The sequence below is a fragment of the Pseudomonas sp. ASL7 genome (assembly GCF_056680375.1).
The window spans coordinates 3,988,066-4,010,646 of record NZ_CM155279.1; the positions used below are offsets into that span (position 1 = coordinate 3,988,066).

Genomic DNA, 22,581 nt, shown 5'->3' on the forward strand with positions numbered 1-22,581 from the left:
TAAAAATCAATTCTTGAGCAGCAATGCGCCTTCGATCGGCACATAGCGGCTGGCGGCGCGGATCAGCGAATTAGCCGTCAGACCCGGCACACCGTAAGCCACCGCTTGAACGCCGTGCTTGCTGATGATTCGCTCCAGCAGCATGTCGAAATCACCGTCACCGGAGGCCAGCACCACTTCGTCGACATGGTCCGCGGCGTCCATGATGTCGAGGGTGATGCCCACGTCCCAGTCGCCCTTGGCCGAACCGTCGCTACGCTGGATGTAGGGTTTGAGCTTCACGGTAAAACCGAGATTGCGCAGGATCTGCTGGAACTGCTGCTGTTTGCTGTCGCCACGATCGATCGCATAGGCATAGGCCTCGACGATCTCACCCTGTTTGCTGATGTCAGCCCACAACGCGGCATAGTTGAAGTGGCAACCATAGGCCTGGCGCACGGTGTAATAGAGGTTTTGAACATCGGCGAACACTGCAATTTTTTTCACCGTACATCCTCATGAGCGCACAGACGCGCAGGCAGGATCAGGCACCAGGCCCGAAAAGTCGCCCAGTATGCCAGCCATAAGGATTGTTCCGCGAATAATCAGCCCGAAGCGCCGCAGCGCTCCGGACGAATGGCGTGTCAGACGAAGGAATCGTCGTCATCACCGCCGAAGAACGATGAACTGTCATCGTTGTAGTCGGTATCGGAGAAACCGCCCTGATCACTGGTGTTGTTGTCCGCCATGCGCTGATCAGCGCCCCAGCCTTTGTCGCTCTGATCGCTGACCTGAGCCGGCTCTTCCTTGATCACTTCAACCACCTGCGGCTGCTGATTGTGATGGAACAGGCTGCTGATGCCTTCCGCCAACATCACGCCACCCGCCACACCGGCGGCGGTTTTCAGTGCCCCACCAAGGAATCCGCTGCCGACCGGTTGTTGCGGTGCGTAGTTCTGCTGGGGCGGCGCGGCGCCATAGTTCTGCTGAGGCGGCGCTGCACCGAAGTTCTGCTGTGGCGGTTGCGAATTGAACGACGGCCGCGCCGGTTCGCGCCAGCCGCCAGAGGATGGCGGTGCGCTCTGCGTCGGTGCGGGCTGCGGATCGCGGGAACCGCCCCCAAAGATGCTCGATAGAAAGCCGCCGCTGGCAGGCGCAGCAGCGGGCGCCTGAGCCCTGGCCTGTTGCAGTTCGGCCTGCAACTGTTGGACTTGCTGGGTCAGTTGCTTGTTCTGTTCGTCGAGGCTCTTGATGGCCGCCTCTTGCACCAGAATCGCCTGGGTCATGAAATAGCCCGCCGCGGGTTGGCGAGTCAGGTGTTCCTTGATCCGCGCCTCGGCCAGGGCGTCGCGCGGGGCTGAATCCGTTTCGGCCTGTTGCAGCCGGGAAAACAGTCCATCGATCAGGGTTTGTTCTTCGCTGTTCATGGCGACCTCGTAGATTGCCGGGAATTTCGTCGTCCTTATCCACTGTGGATAAGGTGCAAACTTGTAATGGAGGCTAATACAGGATGTTTCAATGATCTTTACCTAACGTTTACGTTTGCTTGTGGCAGCACTTCATCGGTTAAAGTGTGTCACTGCTTATGACCAGCGATACCGACTGATGAATCCGTTCGACGTTCTGCGTGACTCTCTGTACTTCTTCAAGCGCAATCTGGGCCAGATCGTGCAGCTGTGCCTGCCGCTGGTGATTCTTGAGGCGCTATTGCAACAAATTGTCGACAACACGGCCGGCCCGGAAGGTTTTCCCGGTTACAGCGTGATTGTCGGCCTGTTGGTGTATCCGCTGTACACCGCCGCGCTGATTCTGTTTCTCGATGCCCGAAGCCGTGGTGAATCGCCGCGTACCCGCGACCTGCTGGCGATGTCCGCGACCCTGTGGCCGCGCTTTGCCCTGCTGACAGCGCTCAATACCGTGCTGATCCTGATCGGCCTGTCGCTGTATTTCCTGCCGGGCATCTGGCTGATGGTGACTCTGGCGTTTGCCGAGTACCTGCTGGTGCTGCGCGGCCTGCCCCCGCTGACGGCGATGAAGGAAAGCATGCGCCTGACTCGCGGCCATTTCCTGCGGATTCTGGTGTGCCTCCTTTGCGTGATGGGGCCGTTATGGTTGCTCAAGGGCGCGACCATGGCGGTGTACCCCGACCCGCAGAACCCGGTGCTTTCGCTGCTGATCGACAGCGCTCACAGTTTCCTGCAACTGTTCACCAGCGTGGTGCTGTTCCGCTTGTTCATGCTGATTGGCGAGGTGCCAGAGAAAATTGATCGACCGCTCTGACTGACGACGCACCCCCTTGTAGCAGCCTGCGTTCGGCTGCCTGTAGGAGCGAGCTTGCTCGCGAAAGACGTTAACGATAACGCGTTCATGTTGGATAAACGTGTCGCTCTCAGGTCTTTCGCGAGCAAGCTCGCTCCTACATGATGGGCATGCCGTTTACGCTCGGTTATGCTCGGGGCCATCTTTTGTAACGCTATAAGCCGAGCCATGACCCGTCTACTGCGCTACACCCTGCTGGGCCTGCTGATTGTTTTCGGTCTGTTTGCACTGTTGATCTACAGCCTGACCTGGCGCCCCGGTGCCAAGGAAGTGTTGCCGGTCAGTTGCAACGCCCAGGCGCCAACGTTGGTGCCTGGCCAGGCGCTGAAGGTAATGACGTGGAACGTCCAATACCTGGCAGGTAAACGCTACGTTTTCTGGAACGACCTGGCGCACGGCGACGACGAAAAACCGACCCTCGAAGACATGGCCTTCAGCCTCGATGAAGTGGCGAGGGTGATTCGTGACGAGCAACCGGACCTCGTGCTGCTGCAGGAACTCGATGACGGCGCCAAGGCCAGCGATTACCAGAATCAACTCAAGTTGCTTCAAGAACGGGTCGCGGACCTGTATCCGTGCAGCGCTCACACCTTCGACTGGAAAGCCGATTTCGTCCCCGATCCGCACATCTTCGGCAGCGTTGGTCGACAACTGGCGATCCTCAGCCGCTTCCAGATCGAACACGCTGAACGCCAGCAATTGCCAACCCTGCCGACCAATTTCATCAGTCGCCAGTTCAAACCGAAAAACGCCCTGTTGATGAGTTACCTGCCATTGAGCGATGGCGGCCAGATAGCGGTGCTCAACACCCATCTGGACCGCATCACCGAACCCGACCACTCCTTGCAAGACCAGGTGACGGCCGTGGCCAAAGTACTCGACAAGTACGAAAGCCGCGGCACGCCATGGTTGATCGGAGGGGACTTCAATCTGTTGCCGCTGGGGCAATATCAACGCCTGCCTGCCGAGCAACGCATGCCCTACTCCGCCGACAGCGCGTTGCATGTGCTGTGGGACAAATACCCGATGATCCCCACCAACAACGAAGCCAGCGGCGTCAACCGGACGCAGTGGCTGACCCATTACCCGAACGATCCAGGCTTGAACGGTCCGGACCGGACTGTTGACTACCTGTTCTACAGTCCGCGGATCAAACGAGTCGAGGCGACTGTGAGGCAGGACGATACCTTGCGGATCTCCGATCACTTGCCGGTGATCGCCCGTTTCCTCTTGCCGGCTACGCCTTAACCCCTGACTTCAGGCAAATGCAAAACCTGTGGGAGCGAGCCTGCTCGCGAAGGGGACAGTACCGTCAATATTAATGTTGGCAGGTACACCGCTTTCGCGAGCAGGCTCGCTCCCACAGGAGGTTGTGCAGGCTCAATGCTCCTCTTCCAGCTCGTCGTGCAGCAACCCGAAGATCTTGCGCTTCATGTCGATGAACGAGCGCTCCATGACCATGTCCAGGGTCCGTGGGCGTTCGATCGGCACGTCCAGAATTTGCTTGATCCGGCCCGGCCGCGCGCCCATGACGTAGACCCGGTCGCCCAACAGAATCGCCTCGTCGATATCGTGGGTCACGAACAGCACGGTCTTCTTGCTGTTGCCCCAAACCCGCAACAACAGTTGCTGCATTTGCAGGCGAGTCTGGCTGTCCAGCGCGCCGAAGGGTTCATCCATGAGCAAAATTTGCGGGTCGTTGGCCAACGCACGAGCAATGGCGACACGTTGCATCATGCCGCCGGACAGCTGCTTGGCGTAGTTGTCGGCGAACCCCGTCAGGCCCACTTCATTGACGTAGTAGTCGACGATCTCCTTGCGCTCGGCGGATGCCATGCCGCGACGCTTGAGGCCGAATTCGACGTTCTGCCGCACCGTCAGCCACGGGAACAACGTATAGCTCTGGAACACCATCCCGCGATCCGCGCCCGGCCCCTGCACTTGCTGACCGCCCACGTAAATCTCGCCTTCCGTGGGTTCATTCAGACCGGCAGTGAGGTACAACAAGCTCGACTTGCCACAGCCCGATGGCCCGACCAGCACCGCGAATTGCTGATCCGGTACTTCGAACGAGACTTGCTCCAGCGCGGTGAACATTCCACCGTCGGGCTTCTGGTAACGCAGGCTGACCTTGTCCACTTGCAGTCGAGGAGCGGCCTGCGCCGGGGCAGCCTGGGGTGTGACGAAACGAGGGTTGACGGCGGTTACTGAGCCCATGCGGCGATCCTCAGACGTAGGAAACGGAACAGTTGATCGGTGACCAGGCCCAACAGACCGATGATCGCGATTGCCAGAAAGATCACATCCACTTGAAAGCCGCGCATGGCTTTAAGGCTCAGGTAGCCCAGACCACTGGAGGCCGCGACCAGTTCGGCGACGACCAGATACGTCCAGGCCCAGCCCATGGTCACGCGCAAGGTGTCGAGCACACCCGGCAATGATGCCGGAGCGATCACATGCAACACCGCATCGCGGCGGTTCGAGCCAAGGGTGTAGGACGCGTTGATCAGGTCTTTGGAAATGCCTTTGGACACGTCCGCGATCATCACCAGTTGCTGGAAAAACACCCCGAAGATGATCACCGAGACCCGTTGTTCCAGGCCGATGCCGATCCACAGAATGAACAGCGGCACGAACGAGGTCACCGGCAGGTAACGGATGAAATTGACCATCGGTTCGAGGAAGGCCTGGACGATGCGGAAGCTGCCCATCAGCAACCCCAACGGCACCGCCACCAGGGACGAGACGATGAACCCGACCATCACCACTTCGACGCTGGCCCACACGTGTTGACCCAGTGTGCCGTCGCGACCCAGGCGCACGGCGGCCTCGACCACCGCCCCCGGTGTCGGCAGGAACATGCCCGGCACCACGCCGCCATAGGACAATCCGGCCCACAGGCCGATCAATAACACCCAGGCCAGGCCGCTCGCGCTCCAGATGACCTGCACGGGCAGGCCGGTCTTGGGCGTCATACAGCGGCTCAGCCATGAATTGCGCTTGAACATGCGAACCTCCTAGAGCGGGCTGACGAAACGGTTGTCGATCAGGTCGTCATTGCTGACGTTGTAGGGCTTGCCCTGCAACTCACTGGCGGTCTCGTTGGCCAGTTTGATCAGCGGTTCGCTATCGCCCGGCTTGCCTGGCGAGCCCAGGAGTTTTTCGCTCATGGCTTGATCGTAGAAGCGTACGCCTTGCGCGGCGGCGGCCAGTTCCTTCGGATCGGCGAGGTAACCACCGACGCCCTTGGCCATTATTTTGTAGGCCTCTTGCGGATGCTCCTGGGTGTATTTCACTGCTTTGTACAACCCGGCGACCAACGCCTTGACGTCTTCTGGCTGCTTTTCGATGACCGAACAGTTGAGCGCCACCACGTCGACAATCACCCCCGGCGTACTACTGCTGTCGATCAAGACCTTGCCTTGATGCTTGCTGCGAACCATCGAAAGGTGCGGTTCCCAGGTCACGGCGGCCGGTACGCGACCGGCGATAAACGCGGTAGCCGCGTCGTCCGCCGTCATGTTCTGCACGGTGATGTCGCTCATTTTCATGCCGTGTTTTTTCAGCAGATACGATAACCAGAACTGCGAGGTCGACCCTTCGTTCACCGCTACCGCCTGGCCCTTCAGCTCCTGCAGGCTCTTGACGTCCTTGCCCACGAGCACACCGTCGCCACCATGGCTGTCATCAAGTGCGGCGACAGCCTTGAAGCAAAATTGCGGACGGTACTTGAGCACTTCGTCGATGGTCGACGCCGAGCCCGACAACTCCCCCGACGCTTGGGCGGCCATGTACATCGAGGCCTCTTCGACAACGGGCAACTCGACGGTCAAGCCGTTTTCCTTGAAGTAGCCCAGATCCTGAGCCAGGTAGAGCGTGCCGTAGCCCACCCACGTGGTGTGACCGATGGACAGGGTGCCGGCCTGGGCGCTGGTGGCGACCGTCGCGGCGATGGCGGTGAAAACCAGTGGATGAGCGAAGCGGGTAAACAAGGACTTTTTCATGGAGCACTCCCAAAGCTGTTGATTTATTTTTTTCATGGGCAGTACGGTCAGTGGCCTTGAAGCGGATGCTACCTGCGGTCTCTGAATGGACCCTTCGGTGGTCATCGTTTGGCTGACTGGCGAAGTCGATGTTGGCCCAAGCCCGGGATTAGGAAAATTAGGAAATATGTCGCTGGGAGCGAAGAAAAAACGCGGTAGCGTGCGCTGGGAAAGGGCGGTGTTGGCGGGGGTGCACGGGGTGGGTGCAAAAGGTGAGAAGTGTGTTGAATGGGCCATAGCATTCGCGAGCAGGCTCGCTCCCACATTGGAATAGTGTCGACCTCGATAATGGAGGGCGACATCTAACCACTGTGGGAGCGAGCCTGCTCGCGATAAGGTCCGAAGGACCTTCAGGCAATGTCAGAGCCGGCCGTATTCCTTAGCCGTACGATCAACAGCTTTCAGGGTCTTCCCCACCAGCTCATCAACCTCTTCACGACTGGCAATCAATGCCGGCGCCATGATCATTCGCCCCAGCGTCGAGCGAATAATCACCCCTTCCTCAAAGCCAATCGTGCGGCATCGCCAGGCAATATCGTTCTCGTTGGCAAAGCGCTTGCGGCTGGTTTTGTCCTCCGCCAATTGCAGTGCCGCGACCATGCCGACGCCTTGAATATCGCCCACCAACGGGTGGTTGCCGAACACCTCGCGCAAGCACTGTTGCAGGTACGGCCCGATGTCATCCTTGACCCGTGTCACCACCCCTTCATCGCGCAACGCCTTGAGGTTGGCGATGGCCACCGCCGCCGCCACCGGGTGCCCGGAATAGGTCAACCCGTGGGCAAACACCCCGCCCTGCTCCACCAGCACCTGGGCCATTTTTTTCGACAGGATCAATCCGCCCATGGGGATGTAACCCGAGGTCAAACCCTTGGCGATGGACAGCGTGTCCGGCTCGAAACCGAAGTGCTCGTGGGCGAACCACTCGCCGGTTCGACCGAAGCCGCCGATCACTTCATCGGCGCACAGCAGCACATCGTACTTGCGGCAGATCCGCTGAATTTCCGGCCAGTAGCTTTCTGGTGGAAAGATCATCCCGCCCGCGCCCTGGAACGGCTCGGCGATGAAGCCGGCGACCTTGTCCGCGCCGAGTTCAAGAATCTTCGCTTCCAGTTGCTGTGCCGCCCGCAGCCCAAACTCGGCTGGGGTCAGATTGCCTTCGTGGGCAAAAAAGTACGGCTCATCGATGTGTTCGATGTCCGGAATCATGCCGCCCATTTCGTGCATGAACTTCATGCCACCGAGCGCCGTCGCCGCCAGGGTCGAGCCGTGGTAACCGTTCCAGCGACCGATCATGACTTTCTTCTCGGGCTTGCCGAGGATCGTCCAGTAACGGCGCACGGTACGGATCAGCACCTCGTTGGCTTCCGAGCCCGAGTTGGTGTAGATCGCGTGGCTGTAGTGTCCCGGCAGCAGGCTGAACAGCAGCTCCGACAGCTCGATCACCTGCGGGTGGGTGGTGTGGAAAAACATGTTGTAGTAAGGCAACTGCTCAAGCTGTTTAGTCGCGGCCGCCGCCAGGTCCTTGCGGCCGTAACCGAGGTTTGTGCACCACAGCCCGGACATGCCGTCGAGGTAACGCCGACCATCGTTGTCCCACAGGTGCAGGCGCTCGCCACGGACCATCACTCGCGGCCCTTCGTCGTTGAGTGCCTTTTGATCGACGAATGCGTGGATGTGGTGCGCAGCATCGGCGGCCTGGTAGTCGCGGGTTTCACGTGGTGTGGTCATCGCCAGTTCTCCGTTTTTTTGTTATTAGCGCAATTGAAACCAGGTGGTCTTCAACTGAGTGTATTTATCGAATGAGTGCAGCGACAAGTCGCGGCCGAATCCGGACTGCTTGCCACCGCCAAAAGGTACGGTCACGTCGAGTGCATCGACGCTGTTGACCGACACGGTGCCCGCTCGCAATTGTCGCGCCACGCGGTGGGCACGATTGAGGTCATCGGTCCACAGCGAAGCGGCCAGACCGTAGACGCTGTCGTTGGCCAGTTGCAAGGCATGTGCCTCGTCATCGAAGGTCGTGATGGCCAGCACCGGGCCGAATACTTCGTCGCGAAACAACGGCATGTCCGGGCTCACACCGGTAAAAATCGTTGGCTGAATGAAGTTATCGGAGCCGTTGAAGATCGATTGCCGACCACCACACACCTTGGTCGCGCCCAGGCGTGCGGCCTGCTCGATGAACTTCATGATGCGCGCAGTCTGGCGGCTGTCGACAATCGCCCCGGCGGTGCTCGACGGGTCCAGTGGATCACCCGGCTGCCAGCGTTCGGCCTGCACCTTGAGGCGTTCGACGAATTCATCATGTATCGAACGTTCCACCAGCAAGCGCGAGTTGGCCGAGCAGACTTCACCCTGATTGAAGAAGATCCCGAACGCCGCTTTCTCGGCGGCCAGATCAAGGTCCTGACAATCGGCGAACACCAGATTCGCACTCTTGCCGCCGCATTCCAGCCACACCTGTTTGAGGTTCGATTGCGCGGAATACTGCATGAAGTATTTGCCGACTTCGGTGGAGCCGGTGAAGACCAGGCAATCGATGTCCGGGTGCAAACCGAGGGCTTTGCCGGTCTGCTCACCCAGGCCCGGCAGCACGTTCAGCACGCCTGGCGGTAGGCCGGCTTCCAGCGCCAGCTCGGCCAGACGCAGTGCGGAAAACGGTGATTGCTCGGCGGGCTTGAGAATCACCGAGTTACCAGCCGCCAAGGCCGGGGCGAGTTTCCACGCCGCCATGTCCAGCGGGAAATTCCATGGCACCACCGCAGCCACCACACCGAGCGCTTCGCGGGTGATGGTCGCCAGTACGTTCTGCGCGCTGGGGGCAATCTGGTCATACAGTTTGTCGAGGCTTTCGGCGTACCAGCGAAACACGCCGGCAGCACCCGGCACGTCGATGTTGTAGGCATCCATCACCGGTTTGCCCATGTTCAGCGAATCAAGCAACGCCAGTTCTTCGCGGTGATCCATGATCAGATCAGCCAGGCGCAACAGCACTTGCTTGCGCTCGCCCGGCGAACGCGCCGCCCAGGTTCCAGCCTCGAACACTTGCCGCGCACTGCGCACAGCCGCGTTCACGTCTTCATCGCCGCAAGCGGCCACGTTAGCCAGACACTGGCCGGTGGCGGGGTTGATCACGGCGAAGGTCTGTCCCGACTGCGCCGAATGGGGTTTGCCGTCGATCAGTGCCTGATCTGGAAACGGCAGTGCAGCGGCCTTGTTTTGCCAGTATGTAAGCTCGAACACGTTCAGATGCTCCATGGGCTTTTCTTGTGAATTGGATGGTGGCCCAGGCCCTCGACCAGGAAAAATAGTAAAAATGTCTTCGCAGACCATGAAAAAACTGGGCAGCCAATCTCCCCGGTTGCGCGGTTATGTGGTTATTGTTCAGGCCTAACAACACCGTCGTCAGAACGGATGCAGTCGGCGCGAAAATTGCCTGGATGTATAGTCCATCCACCCCGAGGTTTGCCGTGGCTGCCTACAACCTGCGTCAACTGAAATACTTCATCACCACCGTCGAATGCGGCAGCGTCGCCGAGGCCTCGCGCAAGCTGTACATCGCCCAACCGGCGATCTCCACGGCGATCAAAGGCCTGGAAGACAGCTTCGGCGTACAGCTGCTGATCCGTCACCACGCCCAGGGCGTATCCCTGACCCCTAGCGGCGCGCGCTTCTACCGCAAGGCCCAGGAACTGCTGCGCATGGCCAAGGAATTCGAACAGAACGCCCTGGCCGACAACGACGTGGTGTCCGGGCAAATCGATATCGGCTGCTTCGAAACGGTTGCCCCCTTGTACTTGCCACAGTTGATTGCCGGGTTCTCGGCGCTGTATCCGGGGGTGAAAATCCGCATCCGCGACGGCGAGCAGCAGGAACTGGTGCAAGGCCTGACCTCGGGCACCTTCGACCTGGCAATTCTTTACGAACACGACCTCGACGCCACCATCCAGACCGAACCGCTGATGCCGGCGCAACGGCCTTACGCGTTACTGCCGGCAGACCACCGCTTTGCCCAGCTCAAGCAGGTGTCGCTGCGCGACCTGTGCCTGGAGCCGATGATTCTGCTGGACGTGCAACCGAGCCGGACTTACTTCGTCAGCCTGTTCGAAGAACTCGGCCTGACGCCGCACATTGCCTTCAGCTCGCCGTCGATCGAGATGGTGCGGGGGATGGTCGGGCAAGGGTTCGGCTTTTCGATCCTGGTCACCCGGCCGCATTCGGAATGCACCTACGACGGCCAGAAAGTGGTGTGCGTGGACATCGTCGAGGACGTCACCGGCTCAGGGCTGGTCGCGGCGTGGCTCAAGCGCGGGCAACTGACCAAACCGGCGCAGTTGTTTGCTGATTATTGTAGAGAGCAGCTCACCGCCAAGTCCCAAGCGTCACACCTACCCTTGTAGGAGCGAGCTTGCTCGCGATGGACGTGAACGATAACGCGTGCTGTCTGGAAACAAGCAGCGCCTTCAAGTCCATCGCGAGCGAGCTCGCTCCTACAGGGAACGAGCTATTTACGGGGTTTGATCCGAGCGGTCGCTTCGGCCACCAGCGGATCATCCGGCCAGTAATGCTTGGGATAGCGTCCTTTCAAATCCTTCTTCACTTCGGCGTAAGTGCTGCGCCAGAAGTTCGCCAGGTCCTGGGTCACCTGCACCGGTCGCCGCGCCGGAGACAGCAGGTGCAGCTTCACCACTTGCCGGCCGCCAGCAATCCTCGGCGTCTCGGCCAGGCCGAACAACTCTTGCAATCGCACCGCCAGAATCGGCGGTTGCTCGCTGTAATCGAGTCGAATCGACGAACCCGACGGCACGCTCAAATGATGCGGCGCCAGCTCGTCGAGCCGTTGCGGCAGCGGCCATGGCAACAAGTTATGGACGATGCTCGACAGGTCCAGGTTGGCGAAGTGACTGAGTCGCGAGACTTTCCCCAGGTATGGCATCAACCAGTGCTCAAGGCTTTTGAGCAGCGCGGCGTCGCTGACATCCGGCCATTCACTTTCATGTTTGCTGTTGAGGTCCAACTGCCGCAACAACGCGACTCGCGCTTGCCACTGACGCAGCTCCGGCGTCCACGGCAACAGCTCCAGCCCCTTGCGTCGCACCAGATTCACCAGCGCCTGGCTGCGAGCCGTTTCATCGAGGCCGGTCAGCGGTTCGCGACTGAGGATCAATTCGCCCACCTTGCGCTGACGCTCGGCGCGTAACACACCCTCGCGCTCATCCCAATCCAGCTGATCGACGCAACGCACTTGCTCCGACAGCACGGAATCGAATAGCGCCGGATCGAAATCCGCCGCCAGATAAATCCGTTCCTCACGCTGGCCCTGACGGCTGCCGAGGTCGGCGATCACCAGCCACGGTTGTTTCATCAGACTGTCGGCTTCGGCGAACAGCGCTGCGCGACCGTTGGCCAAGCGATACTCCGCGCCACCGGCCCGACGTTGTTGGGCAACACGGTCCGGATAGGCCAGCGCCAGCAGCGCGCCGAGCCAACGCGGATGATCGGGATCGCTGACGGGCTCCGACGCTTTGCCGCGCAGGTAACCCCGATACTGTCGCGCCAGTTGCCGGGCCCGTTGCACGCCGCCCTGAGCGCCGCGTGCAGCGCGTTCTTCGCCGGACAACAGCACCAGTCGACTGTGCAAGTCAGCCCCGGCACCGCGCAAAATATCTCGCTCACCCAGCAGTGCCGCGACGTCGCAGGCCATGTCTGCCAGGCCAAGTGCCTGCCCGCGTAACAGCAAATGGGCGATGCGTGGATGCGCCGGCAGTTCGGCCATCGCCTGGCCGTGGCGGGTCAGCGCTTCGCCGTCCAGGGCGCCCAGACGATCAAGCAGATCCTGAGCCTGTGCATACGCCGCCGCAGGCGGAACGTCGAGCCACACTAACTGATCCGGCGCCACGCCCCAGCGCCCGAGTTGCAACGCCAGGCCGGCAAGGTCCGCCGAGAGAATTTCCGCACTGGCGTAAGCCGCCAGTTGCTCGTGCTGATCCTGCGACCACAAGCGATAGCACACGCCCGGCTCCAGGCGCCCGGCCCGGCCGGCGCGCTGTGTGGCGCTGGCGCGGGAGATGCGCTGGGTGTCGAGCCGGGTCATGCCGCTGCCCGGATCGAAACGCGGAACTCGCGCCAACCCGGCATCGATCACCACACGCACACCGTCGATGGTCAGACTGGTCTCGGCGATGTTGGTCGCCAACACCACTTTGCGCTTGCCCGCAGGCGCCGGATCAATCGCCGCACGCTGCGCGGCCAGGTCCAGCTCGCCATGCAAGGGGCAGAGCAACACCTTCGAGCTCTCGCCCAGCGCATCGGCCAGTTGTTGATGAACTCGACGGATTTCCGCCTGCCCTGGCAGAAAGACCAGAAGGCTGCCGGTTTCGTCATTCAAGGCGTCGAGAACGGTCTGCACCACACGCGGCTCGATGAATTCGCCCGGCTGGAACGGTCGGCTCCAACGCATCTGCACCGGGTACATGCGCCCTTCACTGCGCAGGATCGGCGCGTCGTCGAGCAACCCGGCCAGGCGTTCGCCTTCCAGAGTTGCCGACATCAACAGGATTTTCAGCGGTTGATTGTCCCGGAACAGCTCCCGGCCGTTCAAACTCAGGGCCAACGCGAGGTCGGCGTCGAGACTGCGCTCATGGAACTCGTCGAAGATCAGCAGACCGACGCCTTCCAGCGCCGGGTCATCTTGCAAGCGCCGGGTGAGGATACCTTCGGTGACCACTTCGATACGTGTTTTGGGGCCGACTTTGCTGTCGAGGCGAATGCGATAACCGACGGTTTCACCCACCTTCTCGCCCAGTTCACTGGCCAAACGGTCCGCCGCCGCCCGCGCCGCCAACCGGCGCGGTTCGAGCATCAGGATGGTTTGTCCCGCCAGCCACGGCTCGTTGAGCAAGGCCAAGGGCACGCGGGTGGTTTTACCGGCACCGGGCGGTGCTTCGAGCACGGCTTCGTGGCGTGTAGCCAAGGCTTCACGCAGGGCGGGTAAAACTTCATCAATCGGCAAAGAAATCATGCTGGCTCCCAAACAGAGGCGCGAGTATAACGGCGAACGGCTTGTCGCTCGTTGCTGTCCTAATTCATATCGACGACGCTTCGTTTTCTACATGACTCAGGAGATTTCATATGCGTGTTCCCTTTCGCCTGATTGGCGGTGTATTGGTGGCAACCCTGCTGACCCAAGTGACCGCCTGCGGATCGATTTTCTACCCGGATCGCCGCGGTCAGATTGACGGCAAGATCGACCCGGCCATCGCTGCCCTCGATGCCGTGGGCCTGCTGTTCTATATTGTTCCTGGCCTGATCGCGTTTGCCGTGGACTTCACCACCGGTGCGATTTATTTCGAACCGGGCAAGACCGCCCAGGTATCCCCGGAAAAACTCAAGGACGCCATCGGCGCCGACGGCAAGGTCGATACTCAAAAGTTGCAGACTATTCTCGACACAGAACTGGGCCGTCACTTCCCGCTGGATGACCCGCGTCTGATCCAACACAAGGGCAGTGCTCAGCAATTGGCTATGTTCGGCTTGCAACCTGCTGCGTAATCCGTGCACTTAGGGCCACTTAAAAGGAAAAGCCGTACCTATGATCACAAGCGTCGAACACGCCCGCCTGCTGCGGCTGGCAACCCGTGCCTCGGTGGCGGTCGCGTGTACGCTGATCGTCGCCAAAGCCATCGCCTGGTGGTTGAGCGGTTCGGTGAGCATGCTCGCCGGGTTGACTGACTCGGTACTCGATGGCGTGACGTCGCTGCTTAATTTGCTGGCGGTGCATTACGCCTTGCGTCCCGCCGATGACGATCACCGTTACGGCCATGGCAAAGCCGAATCACTGGCCGGCATGGCTCAGGCGCTGTTTATTAGTGGCAGTGCAGTGTTGATTGCCTTGCAGGCGTATGACCGGTTGAAGCATCCGGAGCCCGTGGGCGCGCCGTGGATCAGCATTGGAGTGATTGTGTTCTCCCTGGTGCTGACGCTGGCGTTGCTGACGTTGCAACATCGGGTGGTCAAGGCGACCGGTTCGAACGCAGTACGTGCGGACTCGCTGCACTACCGCTCGGACATGCTGCTCAACGGCAGCATCCTCGTGGCGCTGGTATTGGCCGGGTTTGGCTGGAGCCAGGTGGATGCGTGGTTTGGTCTGGCGATTGCGGTCTACATTCTGTGGAGCGCGATTCAGATCGCCCGGGAAAGCTTTACGGTGCTCATGGATGAAGAACTGCCGCCGGATGTCAGCCAGAACATGCTCGAACTGGCTTGCGGTGTACCCGGGGTTTTGGGCGCGCATGACCTGCGCACGCGAATTTCCGGCAACCGATGGTTCGTCCAATTGCATCTGGAGTTACCGGGCAGCCTGACCCTGTCGGTCGCTCACGGCATCAGCGATCAAGCCGCCGATGCGATTCACGCCGCCTACCCGCAAGCCGAAGTGCTGGTGCACGCCGACCCGCGGGAAGCGGTACTGGCTGCCAGAGCTCAGAAAGAAACCTGATAACCACGACTGCTCAGGCAGTTACCCTGGGCCTGGCGGTAGGCTTGCACCACCGACGGGTCCGGTTGATAGGTGACCGTTCGCGGATCAAAGCCACTCTGCTGCACCGCGTATTGATAGCAATCGTAGCCATCCTGATTGACCTGCTCGGGCGACTGGCCGTTGGCTGGATAGGCCACTACGTCATAGCCATTGCTGGTCGGTTGCGGCGGCTGTTGCATGGGTGGCTGTTGCACGGGCGGTTCAACCACGACGTAATCCTGAGTGCTTTCCTGATAGGCGTAATACGAGCCCGCCGCCAGGAACAACAGCGCACCGCCGATCCACACTTCACTCGCGTAATCGGGCAGGTAGCTCACACGAATTCCGCGAGGCGGCTCCACCACCACATAGTGTGGGCCCTGCGGGCGATACCAGTAGCCGCCGGAGTAGAAGTAATCCTGACCTCGATAAGGTACGCGGAACTCACGGTCCGGGAAGCGATCGACTACATGGCCGGGACGATACTGCGGGCCGGGGCCCCAGCCATTGCCATGCCCCTCCGGACGCCCCTCCCACCGATGATCATCGGGGTGTGAACCCTGAGCACCGTTTTGCCAGTGCTGATTATTATCGCTGTGCTGCGGAACATCCTGATAGTAGCCATGCTGCGGTTGCTGAGTCTGGCGCACTGTGTCGGGCCGGCCCTGGATCGGCAGTTCATTGGCCGGCGGCCTCGGCGACGGTGGTGGTGGTGGCCGGACCGGATTGTTGTACTCGTGCGGCGCGTGGTATTGCCCATTCTGATTCTGGCCGTTGTGCTCGTACTGACGGTTGTATTCACCTCGATTGCCATTGTTGTTCTGCTCATGTGGTTGATTGTTCTGAGCAGGCTGATTATTTTGCGGGCGCGGCTGATTGCTTTGAGCAGGCTGATTATTTTGCGGGCGCGGCTGATTATTGCCGCCATGACCCTGATTGTTTCCCTGATGGCCATCCGACTCGTGTTGCCCGCCATCGGGGCCACGGTATTGCGGCTCATCGGCCAGCGTTTGAGCAGTGACACTTACACACAACATACCAACACTGGCCATATGCCAGATGCGCGACTTCATGCTTTTCCTCACTGCGGGTTAGGGCCTGTACGTAAGACTGGGAAAGTGCAGGCCGGTTCTGCAACAGGTTATCAGTCGCGAAACTTATTTATTGAGGATGGGCGAGAAATTCCAGGCAAGAAAAAGGGGAGACCCGTCGGCCTCCCCTTGAGAACTTCGTCCGTGCTCGACGCTTATGACGTCGGCTCACCTCACGCCGTCTTCTGGACAGTGTGTAGCTCGGGGGCCGGCTCATCCCCTGTGGGGAGTGGCGACCGCAGCTGGCCTGATTGGGCGAGCCGCTGTGGACTGTTTGTCCGAGCAGTGATTCTGGTGATAAGAATAGACTCGCGGCACCGGCAGAGGATTGCGAAGATTGCTCAAATAAACATCACTTGCGCAATTTTTAACCCTGGATAGATAATATTCCGCAATAGTTATGAGAAAGGCCTGATTGATGAGCAAACTCGACCGATACGATCTGAGCATTTTGGCGGAATTGCAGCGTGACGCGCGCATCTCCAACCAGGAGCTGGCCGAACGCATCGGCCTGTCCCCCTCGCCATGCTCACGGCGGGTCAAGCAATTGGAAGATGACGGCTACATCACCCGTCAAGTCGCCCTGCTGGACCGCAAAATGCTTGGTTTGAGCCTGACGGCTTATGTGCTGATCGGCATGGACCGACACACGCCGGAGCGGTTCGAGAACTTTGAAGCGGCCATTCGCACGCTGCCGCAAGTACTGGAGTGCAGTTTGGTGACGGGGATGGATGCCGACTATCAGCTCAAGGTGGTGGTGCCGGACATGGACCACTATCAGAAACTGCTGCTGGGGCATTTGACCCGGATTGAAGGGGTGACGAGCGTGCGCTCGAGTTTTGTGTTGAACCAGGTGCTCAACAGTACCGAACTGCCCCTCACTCACCTGCGTAGCTGAGACCTTGTAGCAGCTGGCGAAGCCTGCGTAGCTGAGACCTTGTAGCAGCTGGCGAAGCCTGCGTTCGGCTGCGTAGCAGTCGTAAAATCAGACGTCGCGGTTTTTCAGGTAAACCATGGATACAGCATTTACGACTGCTACGCAGCCGAACGCAGGCTTCGCCAGCTGCTACAGGCACACCGACGCAGGTCAATGCCCCGCCATTCCCCCATGGCGTATACTCGCCCCGCCCTTTTTAGCCCCGCCCGCGCTGGAGATGTTCGATGGATCCTGCAGTATTTGAAGAGTGGATGATGACCGGCCTGGTCACCATCCTGATCATTTTCATGGGTTTCATCGTCTGGGATCTGGCGAAGAAGTCCAAGGCCGGCAAGTTCGGCACGCTCATCCTGTTCTTCGTGCTGGGCCTGGGGATTTTCGCGTTCGTCGTCAAAAGCGTGGTGATCGCGTACATCGAAAACCACTCATAAACGCGCCGGGACTTCCTTCCACTGGCCTTGATCGAGCCCTTCGATCGTCCAGTCGCCGATTCTGACCCGCACCAGCCGCAGCGTCGGCAAGCCGACCGCAGCGGTCATGCGCCGCACCTGACGGTTGCGTCCCTCGCGAATCACCAGCTCCAGCCAATGGGTCGGCACGCTTTTGCGAAAGCGCACCGGTGGGTTGCGCGGCCATAATTCAGGCTCATCCAGCTGCCGCGCCTCGGCTGGCAACGTCATTCCATCGTTCAACTCGACGCCATCGCGCAAGCGCTGCAACTGATCAAAGCTCGGCTCGCCTTCCACCTGCACCCAATAGGTCTTGGCCAGTTTGTGTTTCGGGTCGGCGATCCGCGCTTGAAGCTGGCCGTCGTTGGTCAACAACAATAAGCCTTCACTGTCACGGTCCAGCCGTCCTGCCGGGTAAATCCCCGGAATCTCAATATAGTCCTTGAGCGTCGCCCGCCCTTCGCCATCGCTGAATTGCGTCAGCACATCGAACGGTTTGTTGAACAGAATCAGCTTCGGCTCGGCCGGCGGCGCTTTGGCGACGCGGCGCGGGGCTGAGGACGATGGCGCAGGCTTCACGCCAGGGCGGCGGGAAACGGGACGTTGAGGACGGGACATGGGGAAAAGAACATCTAACGGTCAGGGCTGCTAATGCTAGTGCCCCGACCGCCAAATGACCATGACATCTATCAGCGGAATGGCGGCTCGTCGAAGCTGCGCAATTTGCGCGAGTGCAGCGAGTTGAGTTCCGTGCGCAACAAATCCACCGCCTCGATACCGATCTTCAAGTGCTGGCTGACCGCGCGCTCATAGAAGGCGTTGGCCGAGCCTGGCAGCTTGATTTCGCTGTGCAAGGGTTTGTCGGAGACGCAGAGCAGCGTGCCGTAAGGCACTCGCAAGCGATAACCTTGCGCTGCGATGGTGCCGCTTTCCATGTCCACGGCAACAGCGCGGGACAAGTTGATCAACGGACGTTCTTGAGCCCAACGCAGCTCCCAATTACGGTCGTCGTAGGTCAGCACAGTGCCGGTGCGCAGGCGTTTCTTCAGCTGATCGCCCTTTTCGCCGGTGATGTTGGCCGCCGCTTGCTGCAACGCCATCTGCACTTCGGCCAGGGCCGGAATCGGAATGTTCGGCGGCACGACCCGGTCGAGAATCCCGTCGCGGCGCATGTAGGCGTGAGCCAACACGTAGTCGCCAATGGTCTGCGACTGACGCAAGCCGCCACAGTGACCAATCATCAGCCAGCAATGCGGGCGCAGCACGGCCAAATGGTCAGTGATGTTCTTGGCGTTGGACGGGCCGACACCGATGTTCACCAGGGTCACGCCATGGCCGTCGCTGGCAATCAGGTGATAGGCCGGCATTTGGTAGCGATGCCAGACCACACCCGCCGCTATCGCCGAGGCTTCGCCGTGATCCATGCTCTTTTCGATGATCACGTTGCCCGGCAACACCATCCGCACGAAACGCGGATCACTGCGCAACTGCTCCAGGCCATGGACGATGAACTGGTCGACATAACGGTGGTAGTTGGTCAGCAAAATCCACGGCTGTACATGACGCCAGTCGCTGCCGGTGTAATGCACCAGTCGGCGCAGCGAGAAATCCACTCGCGCCGCATCGAACAACGCCAACGGCAGCGGATCGGTGTTTTCCCAATCGTACAACCCGTCGGCAATGCCATCGGTGGCGGCCGACAGGTCGGTACTGGGGAACACCCGCGCCAGTACGGCAGCGGTCACGCCGGAGCCGGCCAGTTCTTCGCCCTGCTCAACCACGTACGGATAGGGAATGTTCTGCTGGCTGATGCCCACTTCGACCGTCACGGTAAAGTCATGCATCAACGGCACGAGCTGTTCCAGCAGGTATTTACGGAAGGCTGCGGGATGGGTGACGGTGACGCTGTAGGTCCCCGGCAACTGAACCTTGGCGTAGGCACGCGTGGTCTGCGGGACTTCGCCCTGGCAATGGTAGGTCAGACGCAGTTCAGGATAACGGAACATCGCACGCTGTTCGGCGTCCGGCTCAATACGGTCCTTGAGGTAACGCTTGAGCGCCTGGTTCAGCGCGGTGGTTGCACGATTGTGCAAGAGTGCAAGCCGGTCCACGGCTTGCTCGGCGGTTTGAACGATAATAAAAGCTTCGGTCACGATCAGCATCCTGTGTTCTGACTTGCAGACCTTCATCTTGCCTGCATCGTCGCTTCACGGGAACCCTGTAGGAGCGAGCCTGAACTGGCCTAATGATTTTGGACACCTCAATCGGGCGCTATGATGGCGCCCAAATCTGAGGTGTTTTGGATATGCGGAAATCTTACTCGAGTGAGTTCAAGCTCAAGGCTGCCAGCATGGTGCTGGACGAAGGACAATCGGTTCCCGAGGTCTGTGCCAGTTTGGATATTGGTCCCACGGCCTTGCGCCGCTGGGTCGATCAGGTTCGTAAGGAGCGCTTGGGTTCGACCCCGGTAGGAGCCAAGGCGATTACCGCTGATCAGCGAGAGATCCAGAAGCTTAAAGCGTTGCTCCGGCAAAAAGACCTGGATATCGAAATCCTAAAAAAGGCCAGTGCTCTCCTGCTTTTGGACGCCAAAGATCATTCTCGTTGATCTGCGAGCTGGACGAGCAGTACGGCGTTAACAATTGCTGCCGAGCGTTTGGCATCAATCGCAGCAGCTTTTACGCCTGGCGTCAGCGCCAAGGCAAAGTGAATCCCGAGCGGGAGAGGCTCAAAGCCGTGCTGGTCAAGCATCACAGGGCGTCAAGAGCCTCTGCGGGGTCGCGGACTCTGGCCAAGGAGCTGCAAGAGAAAGGGCACCGCATCGGGCGGTATTTGGCCCGCAGTTTGATGCGCGAAACCGGCATCACCAGTCGCCAGCGCAGGCGCCATAAGTACAAGTCGCCTGGCGTGGAGGCGTTGGTGGCGCCGCACGTACTCAAGCGCAAGTTTGATGTTAAAGCGGTCAATCAGGTGTGGTGTGGCGACGTGACATACATCAAGGTTGGTAAGCGGTGGCTGTATTTCGCGGCGGTTCTGGATCTGTACGCTCGTCGCGTTGTGGGTTGGTCGTTTTCGATGATCTCCGATGCTTCGCTGACCTGCGAGGCCTTACGGATGGCGGTTGAGCTACGAGGTCGACCCAAAGACGTGCTGTTTCACTCCGATCAAGGCTGTCAGTACACCAGCCATAAGTTCAGGAACGAGCTATTGGAGTATGGCCTGCGGCAAAGCATGAGTCGTAAAGGCGAGTGCTGGGACAACGCCCCTATGGAGCGTTTCTTTGGCAGTTTGAAATCAGAATGGGTGCCTGAAACCGGCTACGAATCGGAACATGAGGCCCGAGCGGATGTGCAGCGCTACGTATCGCGTTACAACACCACCAGGCCTCATAGCTACAACGATTATCGATCGCCAGTCGCTAGAGAGAGACTGGCTGCGTGAAACCTTAAACGGTGTCCAAGATTACTTGACCAGTTCAGCCTGCTCGCGAAGGCGCTGGCACCTCTCGTATCGAAGTGACTGAGCGACCGCTTTCGCGAGCAGGCTCGCTCCCACATTTAATCTGCGTCGCTCATAAAAAAGGCTCAGAAGCCCTGCGGTGTGGAACGCGCGACTATCGTTCCTACCTCCAGCCCTCGCGGCAACGCACCAAACACTCGACCTGCCGACCCTAGACGACTGGCAATGAAGGCGTCACTGACGGCGGCATTACCCGCCTCCAGCAATAGCTTGGCCTGGAGCCCCAAGGCGATGTCTTCGGTCAGCTGCCGCGCGCGGTATTGACTGTCGCCGGTGTCCTTGAAGGCCGCCCGCAATTGACTGATGTGCGCGGCCAGCCGTTTGTCGCCATGGCCGTCACCCAACTCGGTGAACAGCACATCCAGCACCCCCGGTTCTTTCGACAGGGCCCGAAGCACATCAAGGCATTGCACATTGCCGGAGCCTTCCCACGTCGAATTGACCGGCGCCTCGCGGTACAAACGCGGCAGGATGCATTCTTCGACATAGCCGGCACCGCCCATGCACTCGGCGGCTTCGTTGATCATCGCGGGGGCGCGCTTGCAGATCCAATACTTGCCCACGGCCGTCACCAGTCGTGCGAATTTCGCTTCCTGCGTGTCGTCCAGATGATCCAGCGCCCGGCCCATGCGCAGGCTCAAGGCCAGGGCGGCTTCACTTTCCAGGGCGAGGTCGGCCAGTACGTTCTGCATCAACGGTTGTTCGCTGAGCAGCTTGCCGCTGACGCGGCGGTGGGCGCAGTGATGGCTGGCCTGGGTCAATGCCTGGCGCATTAGCCCGCTGGAACCGACCATGCAATCGAACCGGGTCATGGCGACCATTTCGATGATGGTCGGAACGCCCCGCCCTTCTTCACCCACCATCCACGCCAGGGCACCCCGAAATTCCACTTCGCTGGAGGCGTTTGAGCAGTTGCCGAGTTTGTTTTTCAGCCGCTGGATGTAGAACTGATTGCGCGTGTCATCCGGGCGGTGGCGCGGCAGCAGGAAACAGGTCAACCCCTTGTCCGTCTGCGCCAGGGTGAGGAAGGCATCGCACATCGGCGCGGAACAAAACCATTTATGGCCCACCAACTCATAGGCCTGGCCCGGCCCACTGGCACCGACCGGATATGCCTTGGTGGTGTTGGCCCGCACATCGGTGCCACCCTGTTTCTCGGTCATGGCCATGCCAATGGTGACACCGGCCTTGTGGGCCATGCCCACGTTACGCGGGTCGTATTCGGTGGCGAGGATTTTCGGCAGCCATTGTTCGGCCAGGTCCGGCTGCAGGCGCATCGCCGGGACACTGGCGAAGGTCATGGTCAACGGGCATCCGCTGCCGGCTTCGGCCTGGCTGTGCAAGTAGGTCATGGCGGCGCGGGCGACGTGGGCGCCGGATTGCGGGTGCGCCCACGGCAACGAGGTCAGCCCGTGCTCGACCGCCGTGCGCATCAATTCGTGGTAGGCCGGGTGAAACTCCACCAGGTCGATGCGATGACCGTACCGGTCATGGCTGACGAAGACCGGTTTGTTCTGATTAGCCAGAAACCCTGCTTCCATCAGCGGCCCACCGGCCAGTGCGCCGTAGGCGTCGATCCGCGGCTGCGCCCAACCGGCCCCGAAACGCCGCGACCACTCCTGCAAAGGCAGGTCGATGCGATACAGATTGGTGCCGTCCAGCGACGGTGGCTGGTTGGTAACTTCGTGGGTTTCAGCGAACTGATGCAGGTTCATGACAAGGC

20 protein-coding genes are annotated in these 22,581 nt (G+C 60.1%); 8 read left to right on the forward strand and 12 right to left on the reverse strand.

The features are described from left to right. Positions 1-6: 6 nt before the first annotated feature. Together AC1MDT_RS18445 and AC1MDT_RS18450 are read right to left on the reverse strand one after the other, a co-directional pair. Positions 7-486, reverse strand: a complete 480-nt coding sequence (locus tag AC1MDT_RS18445) for a LabA-like NYN domain-containing protein (RefSeq protein WP_007946629.1) — start codon at positions 484-486, stop codon at positions 7-9. A 137-nt stretch (positions 487-623) separates the two neighbouring features. Then, positions 624-1,406, reverse strand: coding sequence for a DUF2076 domain-containing protein (locus tag AC1MDT_RS18450; RefSeq protein WP_480418408.1), 783 nt, complete (start codon positions 1,404-1,406; stop codon positions 624-626). A 178-nt stretch (positions 1,407-1,584) separates the two neighbouring features. Between AC1MDT_RS18450 and AC1MDT_RS18455 the strand changes: the two genes are divergently transcribed. Next, positions 1,585-2,259 (forward strand): YciC family protein, encoded by a 675-nt coding sequence (locus AC1MDT_RS18455; protein ID WP_480418409.1) that lies wholly within the window; start codon positions 1,585-1,587, stop codon positions 2,257-2,259. A 207-nt stretch (positions 2,260-2,466) separates the two neighbouring features. Then, complete coding sequence (locus AC1MDT_RS18460; RefSeq protein ID WP_480418410.1) at positions 2,467-3,546, forward strand: endonuclease/exonuclease/phosphatase family protein; 1,080 nt, start codon at positions 2,467-2,469, stop codon at positions 3,544-3,546. 132 nt (positions 3,547-3,678) lie between these two features. Here the strand turns inward: AC1MDT_RS18460 and AC1MDT_RS18465 are convergent, their stop codons facing one another. The 5 genes from AC1MDT_RS18465 to AC1MDT_RS18485 all read right to left on the reverse strand — a co-directional run bounded on the left by AC1MDT_RS18465 (position 3,679) and on the right by AC1MDT_RS18485 (position 9,587). After that, a complete protein-coding gene (locus AC1MDT_RS18465) occupies positions 3,679-4,515 on the reverse strand; it encodes an ABC transporter ATP-binding protein (RefSeq protein WP_414910647.1) in 837 nt (278 codons plus the stop codon). Next, on the reverse strand, positions 4,503-5,306 hold the full coding sequence (locus tag AC1MDT_RS18470) for an ABC transporter permease (protein ID WP_414910646.1): 804 nt from the start codon (positions 5,304-5,306) through the stop codon (positions 4,503-4,505). The genes AC1MDT_RS18465 and AC1MDT_RS18470 overlap by 13 nt, the downstream gene beginning before the upstream one ends. Positions 5,307-5,315: 9 nt before the next feature. Next, positions 5,316-6,302 (reverse strand): ABC transporter substrate-binding protein, encoded by a 987-nt coding sequence (locus AC1MDT_RS18475; protein ID WP_480418411.1) that lies wholly within the window; start codon positions 6,300-6,302, stop codon positions 5,316-5,318. A 399-nt stretch (positions 6,303-6,701) separates the two neighbouring features. Beyond that, positions 6,702-8,072, reverse strand: a complete 1,371-nt coding sequence (locus AC1MDT_RS18480) for an aspartate aminotransferase family protein (protein ID WP_480418412.1) — start codon at positions 8,070-8,072, stop codon at positions 6,702-6,704. A gap of 24 nt (positions 8,073-8,096) precedes the next feature. Continuing rightward, positions 8,097-9,587, reverse strand: a complete 1,491-nt coding sequence (locus AC1MDT_RS18485; protein WP_480418413.1) for an aldehyde dehydrogenase — start codon at positions 9,585-9,587, stop codon at positions 8,097-8,099. Between the two features lie 227 nt (positions 9,588-9,814). On the opposite strand from AC1MDT_RS18485, the gene AC1MDT_RS18490 reads away from it, so the two are divergent. Next, complete coding sequence (locus AC1MDT_RS18490; protein ID WP_480418414.1) at positions 9,815-10,744, forward strand: LysR substrate-binding domain-containing protein; 930 nt, start codon at positions 9,815-9,817, stop codon at positions 10,742-10,744. Positions 10,745-10,848: 104 nt separating this feature from the next. Here the strand turns inward: AC1MDT_RS18490 and hrpB are convergent, their stop codons facing one another. Then, complete coding sequence (gene hrpB, locus AC1MDT_RS18495; RefSeq protein WP_480418415.1) at positions 10,849-13,365, reverse strand: ATP-dependent helicase HrpB; 2,517 nt, start codon at positions 13,363-13,365, stop codon at positions 10,849-10,851. Positions 13,366-13,475: 110 nt separating this feature from the next. Here hrpB and AC1MDT_RS18500 point away from each other — a divergent pair, with 110 nt between their 5' ends. Together AC1MDT_RS18500 and AC1MDT_RS18505 are read left to right on the forward strand one after the other, a co-directional pair. After that, complete coding sequence (locus tag AC1MDT_RS18500) at positions 13,476-13,895, forward strand: polyribonucleotide nucleotidyltransferase (protein ID WP_480418416.1); 420 nt, start codon at positions 13,476-13,478, stop codon at positions 13,893-13,895. A 40-nt stretch (positions 13,896-13,935) separates the two neighbouring features. After that, complete coding sequence (locus AC1MDT_RS18505; protein ID WP_480418417.1) at positions 13,936-14,841, forward strand: cation diffusion facilitator family transporter; 906 nt, start codon at positions 13,936-13,938, stop codon at positions 14,839-14,841. On the opposite strand, the gene AC1MDT_RS18510 is transcribed toward AC1MDT_RS18505, so the two are convergent. After that, entirely contained in the window at positions 14,826-15,935 is a 1,110-nt protein-coding gene (locus tag AC1MDT_RS18510; RefSeq protein WP_480418418.1) for a DUF6515 family protein, read from the reverse strand. The two genes, AC1MDT_RS18505 and AC1MDT_RS18510, sit on opposite strands and share 16 nt — an antisense overlap. Positions 15,936-16,371: 436 nt before the next feature. Between AC1MDT_RS18510 and AC1MDT_RS18515 the strand changes: the two genes are divergently transcribed. Further along, positions 16,372-16,851: an Lrp/AsnC family transcriptional regulator gene (locus tag AC1MDT_RS18515; RefSeq protein WP_007894448.1), complete on the forward strand. Its 480-nt coding sequence runs from the start codon at positions 16,372-16,374 to the stop codon at positions 16,849-16,851. Positions 16,852-17,114: 263 nt separating this feature from the next. Beyond that, the gene (locus AC1MDT_RS18520; RefSeq protein ID WP_480418419.1) at positions 17,115-17,321 is read left to right on the forward strand and encodes a DUF2788 domain-containing protein; all 207 of its coding nucleotides are present in this window, start codon (positions 17,115-17,117) and stop codon (positions 17,319-17,321) included. Here the strand turns inward: AC1MDT_RS18520 and AC1MDT_RS18525 are convergent. Both AC1MDT_RS18525 and amn read right to left on the reverse strand, forming a co-directional pair. Then, complete coding sequence (locus AC1MDT_RS18525) at positions 17,316-17,957, reverse strand: pseudouridine synthase (RefSeq protein WP_480418420.1); 642 nt, start codon at positions 17,955-17,957, stop codon at positions 17,316-17,318. The genes AC1MDT_RS18520 and AC1MDT_RS18525 overlap by 6 nt on opposite strands. A 71-nt stretch (positions 17,958-18,028) precedes the next feature. Further along, positions 18,029-19,528, reverse strand: coding sequence for an AMP nucleosidase (gene amn, locus AC1MDT_RS18530; protein WP_414910636.1), 1,500 nt, complete (start codon positions 19,526-19,528; stop codon positions 18,029-18,031). Between the two features lie 116 nt (positions 19,529-19,644). On the opposite strand from amn, the gene AC1MDT_RS18535 reads away from it, so the two are divergent. After that, a protein-coding gene (locus AC1MDT_RS18535; RefSeq protein WP_480418219.1) for an IS3 family transposase occupies positions 19,645-20,780 on the forward strand; the annotation gives its coding sequence in 2 pieces (ribosomal slippage) (positions 19,645-19,894 and positions 19,894-20,780; 1,137 coding nt in all). A gap of 143 nt (positions 20,781-20,923) precedes the next feature. On the opposite strand, the gene AC1MDT_RS18540 is transcribed toward AC1MDT_RS18535, so the two are convergent. Beyond that, the gene (locus AC1MDT_RS18540; protein ID WP_480418421.1) at positions 20,924-22,573 is read right to left on the reverse strand and encodes an acyl-CoA dehydrogenase family protein; all 1,650 of its coding nucleotides are present in this window, start codon (positions 22,571-22,573) and stop codon (positions 20,924-20,926) included. Between the last annotated feature and the right edge of the window lie 8 nt (positions 22,574-22,581).